Origin of the sequence: Candidatus Weimeria sp. HCP3S3_B5 (assembly GCF_052064335.1) — a bacterium.
Taxonomy (GTDB): Bacteria; Bacillota; Clostridia; order Lachnospirales; family Lachnospiraceae; genus Weimeria.
In genome coordinates this window covers 1-9,961 of sequence record NZ_JBQHVU010000032.1, presented here as the reverse complement: position 1 = coordinate 9,961, position 9,961 = coordinate 1, and the positions used below count along the sequence as shown (strand labels likewise).

Here is a 9,961-nt window from a genome sequence, read left to right as displayed (position 1 = left end):
GAAAAACACCAATTCAGGGCGAAGTCCTGAAAAAGCAGGAGGATCTGTATACAGCGATGGATGTTGCACCGTTATACGCAAAGCCTAGTGTGGAGACACCGGGAATTTAGGTTATTATTAGGATGCACCGCAATGAATGCCTAAAGGAAATATTATGCGTATTTTATTTGCTCCAATGGAGGGACTTACTGGATATACATTTCGTAATGTACATCACAGACTTTATGACGGCGTCAGTGAATATTTCACACCGTTTCTCGCGATACGTCAGACCAGGAAATGGAAGACCAGAGAGATAAAAGATATTGATCCTATCAACAATCAGGGGATCACTGTTGTTCCACAGCTTCTGACAAATAATGCCGATGATTTCATCTGGGCCGCCCGTAATCTCGCTGCAATGGGTTATGCTGAGGTCAATCTGAATCTCGGATGCCCTTCTGCTACTGTCGTCACCAAGCATAAAGGCGCCGGGTTTCTGGAAGATCCTGACGCTCTGGATATATTTTTTGAAAAAATATTTGAAGAACTATCTGATGAAATCAGTATATCTGTAAAAACAAGGCTGGGATTTTCTCATGCTTCTGAAATGACAGGACTCCTCAGGATATTCAACAGGTATCCTATCAAGAGGCTTATTGTACATCCCCGGGTTCGTGAAGACTATTACACCGGACCAATCGACCTGGATGCATTCCAAATGGTATTAGAAAATTCAGTCAACCCTGTCGTATATAATGGCGAGATCAACTCTGTAGAAGATTATCAGGAAATCATACGTGACTTTCCTCACCTTAATGAGATAATGATAGGCCGTGGACTGATATGCCATCCTGATCTGGCTGAAAGAATTTTCGGAATTAATACCGATTCAGAGGCGACGCAGCGATTCTTCACGTTTCATGACAGTCTGCTTGCGGAATACCTCAATGACATGCAGGAACCGGATAACTGCCTTCAGAAAATGAAGGACTTATGGAACTTCTTGACCTGTGATTTTCCTGACAGAGCCAGGGAGCTCAAAAAGATAAAGAAGGCCAGATCATTGGATGAGTACAGACTGGCTGTTCAGTTTCTGCAGTAAGACAGGGGACGGTTCTCTGTACATCTGGTCAAATGCAAATGCAGGCTTTTGAAAGCGGTCGAATGTACAACCACCGGCTTCGCGCCCTGGAACAGCCAGTGCCTCTATGAACGCAAGGGAAAGGTCATCGCAACAAATTCCAGTTTATTTGCGCAAGCGCACTTGCACAATTTATAAGTTGTAATTGCCACTGGCTCTCTGAAGGGGGAGTCTCTCATCCCTTGAAGCCGGAGACGCCATCCGTGCCGGCATTCGCGAGTCTGATCCGCATGCGCGGATCATCGTCCGTCCACTGGCAGACGGAGACGAAGCTCGTGGATTATATAAAGGACGCTGATCTGGTAATATGAAGCTTTTCTGTTTCATTAATTCATTTAAGGCATCTTTCGATACTGAAACAGCAGTACTGCTGCACTAGCAGCTTCAAAGATGCCATGATCGGAATAAATTTTTCGAATTCATTAACTGGTCAATTTTCAAAATGTAACACCCTGCTACAACCTCAGCATCACCTTGTCATCGGACGTAGTGAACCTCTTCGGTCTTCCCTGGTCCTCTGTCAGATACCCCAGCTCTACCAGCCGTCCGAGCACATTTGTCCTAAGATAGGCGGAATCTGAAATTCCAAGATGGGCCGCGATCTCCTTTGCGCTCCTTTTTTCTCCATAGCAGTACCTGATCACGGCATCATCATGTTTCGTTGCATTGGTGGGAGCATCAAATACAAGCCTTTGGCCGACTGAATCTGCCACACCTGCCGCATAGGTAAGGTCCGGTAATACAAGGGTAAACTGATTATTTTTTGAAAAAATATAAGGCCTGTGTGCAGCGGAAGCATTGTGATATTCCTCGACGATCCTCTCAAATCCTGTTCCCGAAGCCTCCATTACCATGCATCGCACAAGTACATTACAGACCACCTGGTTGCGGCGCTGTGAAATAATCGATGAAAGGTCATAGGTTTTTTGCAGATCTCCCTGCTTATAAAATGCGCCTGGGGATGATATCTCCAATCTGTCGCGAAACATATCCACCTGAATACTGCCCGGGAGGGTATAGTCCCTGTGTGCTACTGAATTGATGATACCTTCAAATAAGGCTCTGTCAGGATAGGCCGGTATCAGCCTGTGCGAATCGCTGAGCTTCTTTACCGCCTGGTTCATATGCTGCTTCACAAATAGCTCCATCTCATCAATCATCTTCGTCAATGGACCGGACGTTTTTGAGATGCTCACTATATCGCTGCCACGAGTAGTACCATTGAAGATCGCCAGCTGAATTGCATTACTGTCATTGCTCCTGTCTGAAAACAGGAGCGCTCCCTTTGAAAGATAGCCCTCGCTATCCAGAAATCCATCAGAAATAAGAGCCTTCTGCGAAATCCCTTTGTTCCTTCCGGTATGTCTCTGATAAAAATCGGATAATTGTGTAAAATCAGACGGCACATACGCCTCGTCTGTAAATACACTATCGTAAACAGCTTCTCTGCTATGTACCGCCATCTCATAGATTTCTTCGTATGTGGCTGGATTTGAAAAACCATCTCGCCGCATATACACGCCTGCTGCTCCCTTATGTTTTACCGTCACCGGCTTAAATCTCGACTCAGCGACATCCATACACAGGACATACCTCCTGCCACTTTTTGTTTCATAAGGGACAAAGGAAAAGTCAATGCCCGGGACAGGATACACTTCCTGATTCACCGCATTCACGATCAGATTTCTCTGTTGATCCACTTCGCGTTCATCGAAGCCGACTACCTCGTGATCACTGTCCCGAACGCCAAAAATCAGCCTCCCACCGTGACAGTTTGCATACCCGCCTACTGTCTTAAGCCAGCTTAAAGCGTCGCTGCCAGCCACGTACTTCAGCTTATAGTCAACTTCTCTGTTTTCTATATTTGCATTCCCGATCAGCTCATTGATATGCATGGCAAGCCTCCTGATTTGAAGTCCTTTACATTTTATTACATTTTAACTTCAAAAACAATACATTTTCAAAATGTATTGTTATCCCTAGTTATCATATAAGCAGATTTTCATCCGCGTCATATACAGCAAATGACGGGCAAATCCGCTATGTCATTTGCCGTATGTGCCTTGTGAAGCTCTGGCGGCATCGTAAGCGGATCATCTTGAAAAATTGCTATAATACAGGTATAGTCTATGTGCATTGAATGATAATGTAATGTTTTATTTCGGCCCTATGATCAAGGCGGATAGCGCTTTGAACAAAGAAATTTGATCTCAAAAGATGAAAAATGGACCTGTCCCCGTTTTCATCTTATTTCCAGGACCAGCGGTGTATGATCCTGCCTCGGACCGGAATCAAGCATTTCGGACCGTGTTACCCGCTCCTTTATACGATCGCTCACAAGGAAATAATCGATCCTCCAGCCTGAATTATTGATCTTAGAGGTCCTGATACGCTGAGCCCACCAGGAATAAACCGACGGCAGGTCTCCATGAAGCAAACGGAATGTATCAACAAAGCCTCTGCTCAAAAGATTGCTAAAGCCCTCCCTCTCCTCGTCAGTAAAGCCTGCAGAAAAATGGTTATTCTCCGGATGAGCCAGATCTATCTCCTCATACGCGCAGTTGAAATCGCCACAGGCTATCACAGGCTTCTTACTATCCAGAGAAGCCAGATAATCAGCATAGAGCTTATCCCAGATCTGTCTGTCTGCAAGTCGCTTCAGCTCGCTTCCTGCATTTGGAGTATATACATTCACAAAATAATAATCACCGAAATCAACTGTCAGGATCCTGCCTTCATAGTCCATTGTATCCGGTGCTCCGATCCTTGGAGCCGTGGTCTTTGCCTCCATGCCTTCCCTGAAAAGTACCATGGTCCCGGCATAGCCCTTCCTGGCCGGCGGCTGTGAAGAGACCCATTCCACCTGATATCCCGGGAAAAATCCCTTCAGAGCTGCATCCTGCTTCTTATTCGGACCAGCGGCCGAAAGCTTGGTCTCCTGGATGGCAATGACATCAGGATCCTCTCCAGCGATCGTAGAAAGCACCTGCCTTGAAAGCGCAGCTCTATCTGAATCCGATGTCAGAGCCGCATTTAGCGAATCTATATTCCATGAAATGAACTTCATTCTAACTCCTGACTTTCTTTTGTTTTCCCTTAATTATAAATTTTAGCGCAGACTATTTCAACAGGAATATACGATACTCCCATAAAGGCTGTACCCTATTCTTCCTTTGTCAACACCTTCTTCTGCCAGCTTACCAGCATGGTAGTAATCCCCTGCATAGAAAAAGAAAGCTGCGATCGATATCCACAGGATCAGGCTCAGCGGGACCAGTATACGAAACTTCCATTTCCTTGTCTTATGGCAAAAGAAATACATGCCGGCCAGTGCTCCGGCTCCTCCGCCTGTAAGGGCAAGAAGAATAAGTACATACTCCGGTATACGCCATTTATGACGAATAGCCCTTCGCTTGTCCGCACCGTAGGTAACAAAGGCAATAACATTAATAACAATAAGGTAGATAAACAGAATCCCGGTCATTTCACCCTTTAGCTTCCTCATATAATAAGTTTGTAAGCAAGAAAAAAGCTTACATTCTTATTACACTTCATTTCATTGTGTTGTATGACAACAGGAACCATTCTTAAGATTCTCCTTCTCCTTTTCATTGTCATACCGTTGATAAGTTACTTTTAACTACAGGTTAATCTTATATCCGCTGCCATGCTCGCGACCTCATCCAGAAGATTCATCCTACCATGTGCCGATTAAATTACGTATTTGGGACGTAAGTGGCATAAGATAGTAATCAAATATAACACCAGAAGGTCCACTGCCCCGTACATAACGCTCCATTGGAGCATTATCATACGGATATCCCGCTTTGCTCATACTTTGTGTCATATTTACGCTTTCACAATACTCTGTAAATTCTGATCTGAGTCTACACTATTGGTCTTTTTTGTCTACATGGGGTTTGAACAGTAACTAACATAGCCGATGCAATAAAAGCAGACCGCCGCTCGTCCCGAAACTGTATATGTCAGCTTTCCCTTAACTCTCTATACACACGGCTCACCGGCAGGCCGACCACATTGTTGTAATCTCCATTGATTCTCTCTATGAATCTGGCAAACGTCCCCTGTATCCCGTATGATCCGGCCTTATCCATAGGTTCATCAGAGTCTGCATAATCCCTGATCTCCTCATCAGTCATTGCACTGACAGTGACATCTGTTTCCTCGGAAAAAATTTTCTTCTTCCTTACCGCAAATTTTCCATCTGCTCTTTCAAGAAAGACGAGCGTGACTCCGGTATAGACCTGATGTGTCTTTCCCTGCAGAGCCTTTATCATATGAAAAGCATCATCGTGAGACGACGGTTTTCCAAGGACCTGTCCGTCATTTACCACAACAGTATCTGCCGCGATCACTATGAGCTCATCTATGCTGTCATATTTATCTGACTTCAGCACGTTAAGCAATGTGCCATTGGCCTTCTGTGATGAAAGGTCTTCGACAACAGCTGCCGGTTCTGTCTCCAGTGTGAACTCAGTCACTTCACTAGGCACAACGTCTGCAAATATCCCGATCTGTTCCAGAAGGTCTTTTCTACGCGGAGACTTAGAAGCCAACACCACATGTGGCATAAGTCGATGCGAGACAAGACTGTCCCCTTCATATTTCAGCTGCAGATGAAAGAATGGTTCATCGTCCAAAAGCGTTGTATTCTTCATAGTATGCTCATTTCTTTCTTAATTCCCAGAACGCTACCGCACTTGCCGCCGCGACATTGAGGGAATCTACACCATTTGACATAGGGATGATCACCTTATAATCGCTCTCGACGATCGTCTCTTCTCGTAGTCCGGGGCCTTCTGAACCCAGGACTACAGCGAACCTTTCCGTCGCTTTAAGTGCAGGATCATTTATAGGAATCGCATCATCTCTCAATGCCATCGTCACAACAGAAAATCCATGTCTGTGCAGAGTTTCTATACCATTCTCAGCCCAGTCATCTATATTGATATACGTCCACGGTATCTGAAAAACAGTTCCCATGCTGACTCTTGCCGCTCTCCTGTACAGCGGGTCGCTCGAATCAGATGTGACTATCACCGCATCCATCCCCATGGCAGCCGCCGAGCGGAATATGGCTCCGACATTTGTAGGATTCACTACACTCTCAAGCACCGCAATTATACCGGTCACTCCTATTTTATCTAACATCTTTTCAACCGGCTTCATTTTTTTCCTGCGAAAAGCACACAACATCCCACGGATGAGGCTATAGCCCGGCAGATGATGCAGTGTCTCAGTATCAGCCACATAAACCGGAACACTTTGCAGTATAGCAATCCTGTCACCCATCTCGTGCTGCAGTTCGCCCAGATTCTGTTCCAGTTCCTTTTTCTCTATGAGCATGGATACCGGCTCATACCCAGCCAGCAGAGCCCTCGATATCACCTTCGGACTCTCCGCCACAAACAGCCCCTCGTCCGGTTCATAGTAATGAAACAGCTGTGTCTCGCCAAGCCTTGCATAAACGTCGAGACGGGTATCATTAAAATCTGTGATTTCAAACATATCCATGCCATCATATACAGGTTTCATATCTGACATCTCTTTATATCCCTTGTATCTGACATGACCTCATAGTCTCAAGCGCTGCCTCATGCTTCTCTGGCGTCACGCCCGCACAGCATGAAGGATCGACCGATATCCTCACTTCAGGCAGGTATGCTTTCAGAAGAAGCGCATTGCTTACCACACAAATATCCGTGCAGAGTCCGACAAGTTCTATCTCGATATCCTCTGCTGCCGCTAGCTCACTGATCTTTTCTGCCAGTTTCACTGAACCGAATGTCGGCTTGTCGATTACATTATCCTCATCGATAATGTCAGCAATCTCTTTTCTTATCTGCCACCCATCAGTACCTTTGATACAGTGCGGTACAGGCAGATATCTCCCCTCCTGCGTATCCATGTAGTTCTCTGGATGTGTATCACGTGTAGCAAATACATCTTTCTTCGGATAACTCTTTATCTTTTTAATCACTGATGGAACAATCGCCACGGCTTCCTTTGTGCCGAGAGCTCCATCTATGAAATCATTCTGCATGTCAATTACAATCAGTATCTTACGAGCCATTGCAAATCTCCTTCAGATAACTATGCAGCTGTTCGACAAGGATATGAACCATTGTCCCAGGACTGTATTCAGACGGTTTGTCACGTCCTTCGACAAATCCCGCCATTCTACGCTTTGCATTTCCGATTGCCGTTTCTACTCCGCATATGGAATCAAGCTTATCATACAGATCCTCCATATTTTTACTATAACCATTCTTTGAAAGCCCATAAGCATTGAACAGTTCACCCAATTTTTTGATCCACTCATGCCTGTGCAGATCAGAATCACTATAGCTGAAATGCAGGAACAGCCAGTATTCAAAGCTCTGATTGCTCCATGCGACTCTGTATCCGCGTTTGTGGCCTTCTTCTATTGCCTCATCAAAATCCAGAAAATCATCTTTGTCGAATACAAGCCAGACATTCTGATACATCACCTTTCCCTGACTGACATATATGTCAGCAGCTTCTATAAGTCGTTCTGTAGCCATACCCTCGCCACGGATATCTATCTCAGGCATTTCCTGAATATCAACCGTACTGCCGTATTTTTCTTCCATGCGCCTTTTGAGACCAGAGAAGTAGTTGGGTTCTGTACGCGTACCTTCCGTAACTATCAGAAAAGAGTCCGGCTTTGTCTCTTTGAAATCATGCTCTTTCTTTCTACGTTTAGCATGCCTCTTTTTGAAAAGATCATCACTTCCCACCTGAAACACCTGCCTTCATGGAAAAGTTTTAAGCTTCGGGATTCCGCCGAAAACACCTGCAAGATATGACCTCTCAAATGAAGCATCCGATCTGACCCTGTAATCAGACATAGCCTCAAGCTCTGAACAGCCATATGCATCCTTCTGTACAAACCAGATCTGGTCACGTCTGAAATATCTTCTGTCCATAAGAGTCGTATCATGCGTTGTGTAGACGAGTTGTGCCCTGACTCCGGACTCGTAGAACATATCTATAAAAAACTTCAGAAGCAGCGGATGCAGCTTGACATTCAGCTCATCTACAACCATCACCGAATTCATTGAGATCACATATGACGCAGCAATAAAGATCAGTATAGCCCTGATAGTACCGCTTGATTCATTATACAGGTTCAGCTGGTACTTTTCTCCATCTGCTCCAATGTGTGTAGTATAGAATTCATCTTTCCTTCCACCCTGTTCCACATCAACGATTTCTGTATCAATGGACTTCAGAAATTTCAGCAGCTCATTCTTATTATCTCTTAGCACATCAGGAAGATAACTGGTGACAGTATCCTTCTTCTCAAAGTAATCATTATTTACGATCACCATCCCCTGGATCATTTCAAACAGATTCCTGAAGATATCAGTTTTCAGGTTCAGCCGACTAAAAAATGTCAGTGCCAGACCCGTGTCCGGGATCTGTGAACTGTATTTTTCGCATTCACGTCTCACAGAGCTTCCGAGTTCTATATCAGCTGCTTCACGTTCGATTATGGCAGATGATCTGTTTGTACGATAACTTTTCACATAGAGCCACTCACTTACGATACGCTCTGCATCATATTCAAAGCCATATGTGTATTCATTCCCATCATCGCTTAGAACTATAGAGAATTCCAAATTCTGCATATCTTTTTCAAATGAATATGGCAGATACTCCTGCTTTAAAGTGCTGTCTTTCACATCATCCTTTGGATTCATTGAATCGATTACAATTGTCCGGAATATATCCATGCCACGATAGAAATTCGTCTTACCACTGGCATTTGCCCCATAGACAGCAGCCACACGGACCAGGCTCTCATCATCCGGTAATGACACAAGATGATTCTTCAGTTCCTTGTATGCGGTAACGGCGGTCATGTCAAATACGGCTTCATCCTTAAACGACAGTACATTTTTCATTCTGAACTGGATCAACATATTATCTGCCTCCTATGAGTATAAGATAGCAGACATTGTGATTTTCGTCAATATTATTACGTGTAATCCGTAATTTTATGCATCTAATATTCCAAATACAGTTTTTCCATCGAAATTATGCCGCATCAGTATATCTTCATGTAACTTTTCAAAATACCCATCTCCGAGCTTTTTTCTTGCCATACGGTAAAAATGGCCGCATGACTTCCAGTCCCCTGTCATATACATATAAAGTATCAGCCAGTGATAGATCCTATGGTCATACGCATCAGTCCCCAGTGCTTTCAGACAATATTTTCTGATCGTGCTGTAATCATTCTTCGTGTAAAGCAGTTAGCACAGTCTGTCAAGGGTATCTATATATCTTCTATAGTATTCTGTTTCCTCCGCTTTAAGCCAGTAATCATCACACCTGCCGCCAAGTATCCTACCGGAATACACCTTGCAGATACCCTCCCTATCAGACATAAGGAGATCATTCACGAGCCTATGCTAGAGGCCATCAATATCACCCAATATCTTGAGAAATACCACGACAGCATAGAATGTGTCTCAGTCGGTGGAGAATCCGGTGAATGTCCAGATATCCGTCCGCTGAACTATGGTTGGGTGATAGCAACTGAAATGCAATGCACTCTCTACCGGGTTCCGTTCCATTTCCACCAGACTGGCAGCTACCTGATCCGTGGGGATAAGGAATACCATATCCCCCACGAAAAGCAGGAATCACAGGCAGCAGCGGCAGGGATTGACTATGAGTGTCATACGCCAAATTAAAATTCCCTCCGGCGTCACAAAAACTGCATTTTATTATCTGAGTTAACTAAATATTCCTACCAGAGCGTGTTGCATTTTGCGGCACGCTTTT

Annotated in this window: 11 protein-coding genes; 3 read left to right on the top strand and 8 right to left on the bottom strand. The window is 44.5% G+C overall.

Features of this window, described 5'->3' with window-relative positions; genetic code table 11:
• Positions 1-154 precede the first annotated feature (154 nt).
• Both ACTNCK_RS10990 and ACTNCK_RS10985 read left to right on the top strand, forming a co-directional pair.
• A complete protein-coding gene (locus ACTNCK_RS10990; protein WP_441082761.1) occupies positions 155-1,084 on the top strand; it encodes a tRNA dihydrouridine synthase in 930 nt (309 codons plus the stop codon).
• A 238-nt stretch (positions 1,085-1,322) separates the two neighbouring features.
• A complete protein-coding gene (locus tag ACTNCK_RS10985; protein ID WP_441082763.1) occupies positions 1,323-1,421 on the top strand; it encodes a hypothetical protein in 99 nt (32 codons plus the stop codon).
• Positions 1,422-1,578: 157 nt separating this feature from the next.
• On the opposite strand, the gene ACTNCK_RS10980 is transcribed toward ACTNCK_RS10985, so the two are convergent.
• From ACTNCK_RS10980 to ACTNCK_RS10945, 8 genes are all read right to left on the bottom strand, one after another.
• The gene (locus ACTNCK_RS10980; protein ID WP_441082760.1) at positions 1,579-3,018 is read right to left on the bottom strand and encodes an ATP-binding protein; all 1,440 of its coding nucleotides are present in this window, start codon (positions 3,016-3,018) and stop codon (positions 1,579-1,581) included.
• 347 nt (positions 3,019-3,365) lie between these two features.
• Positions 3,366-4,190, bottom strand: coding sequence for an exodeoxyribonuclease III (locus ACTNCK_RS10975; RefSeq protein WP_441082759.1), 825 nt, complete (start codon positions 4,188-4,190; stop codon positions 3,366-3,368).
• A gap of 57 nt (positions 4,191-4,247) precedes the next feature.
• Positions 4,248-4,607: a DUF1294 domain-containing protein gene (locus tag ACTNCK_RS10970; protein WP_441082758.1), complete on the bottom strand. Its 360-nt coding sequence runs from the start codon at positions 4,605-4,607 to the stop codon at positions 4,248-4,250.
• A 502-nt stretch (positions 4,608-5,109) separates the two neighbouring features.
• A complete protein-coding gene (locus tag ACTNCK_RS10965; protein ID WP_441082762.1) occupies positions 5,110-5,715 on the bottom strand; it encodes a Maf family protein in 606 nt (201 codons plus the stop codon).
• A 94-nt stretch (positions 5,716-5,809) separates the two neighbouring features.
• Positions 5,810-6,679, bottom strand: a complete 870-nt coding sequence (locus ACTNCK_RS10960; protein WP_441082757.1) for a TrmH family RNA methyltransferase — start codon at positions 6,677-6,679, stop codon at positions 5,810-5,812.
• 13 nt (positions 6,680-6,692) lie between these two features.
• The gene (locus ACTNCK_RS10955; RefSeq protein WP_441082756.1) at positions 6,693-7,217 is read right to left on the bottom strand and encodes a cysteine hydrolase family protein; all 525 of its coding nucleotides are present in this window, start codon (positions 7,215-7,217) and stop codon (positions 6,693-6,695) included.
• Positions 7,207-7,905 (bottom strand): RloB family protein, encoded by a 699-nt coding sequence (locus ACTNCK_RS10950; RefSeq protein ID WP_441082754.1) that lies wholly within the window; start codon positions 7,903-7,905, stop codon positions 7,207-7,209. The genes ACTNCK_RS10955 and ACTNCK_RS10950 overlap by 11 nt, the downstream gene beginning before the upstream one ends.
• A 15-nt stretch (positions 7,906-7,920) precedes the next feature.
• A complete protein-coding gene (locus ACTNCK_RS10945; RefSeq protein ID WP_441082753.1) occupies positions 7,921-9,093 on the bottom strand; it encodes an AAA family ATPase in 1,173 nt (390 codons plus the stop codon).
• 255 nt (positions 9,094-9,348) lie between these two features.
• Between ACTNCK_RS10945 and ACTNCK_RS10940 the strand changes: the two genes are divergently transcribed.
• On the top strand, positions 9,349-9,870 hold the full coding sequence (locus tag ACTNCK_RS10940; RefSeq protein ID WP_441082752.1) for a DUF5131 family protein: 522 nt from the start codon (positions 9,349-9,351) through the stop codon (positions 9,868-9,870).
• The last annotated feature ends 91 nt before the right edge of the window (positions 9,871-9,961 follow it).

Bases quoted from the DNA above. Each gene is read 5' to 3' on its own strand.
- ACTNCK_RS10990 (WP_441082761.1), top strand. From the start codon at position 155: ATGCGTATTTTATTTGCTCCAATGGAGGGACTTACTGGATATACATTT.
- ACTNCK_RS10980 (WP_441082760.1), bottom strand. From the start codon at position 3,018: ATGCATATCAATGAGCTGATCGGGAATGCAAATATAGAAAACAGAGAA.
- ACTNCK_RS10975 (WP_441082759.1), bottom strand. From the start codon at position 4,190: ATGAAGTTCATTTCATGGAATATAGATTCGCTAAATGCGGCTCTGACA.
- ACTNCK_RS10970 (WP_441082758.1), bottom strand. From the start codon at position 4,607: ATGACCGGGATTCTGTTTATCTACCTTATTGTTATTAATGTTATTGCC.
- ACTNCK_RS10965 (WP_441082762.1), bottom strand. From the start codon at position 5,715: ATGCCACATGTGGTGTTGGCTTCTAAGTCTCCGCGTAGAAAAGACCTT.
- ACTNCK_RS10960 (WP_441082757.1), bottom strand. From the start codon at position 6,679: ATGAAACCTGTATATGATGGCATGGATATGTTTGAAATCACAGATTTT.
- ACTNCK_RS10955 (WP_441082756.1), bottom strand. From the start codon at position 7,217: ATGGCTCGTAAGATACTGATTGTAATTGACATGCAGAATGATTTCATA.
- ACTNCK_RS10945 (WP_441082753.1), bottom strand. From the start codon at position 9,093: ATGTTGATCCAGTTCAGAATGAAAAATGTACTGTCGTTTAAGGATGAA.
- ACTNCK_RS10940 (WP_441082752.1), top strand. From the start codon at position 9,349: ATGGTCATACGCATCAGTCCCCAGTGCTTTCAGACAATATTTTCTGAT.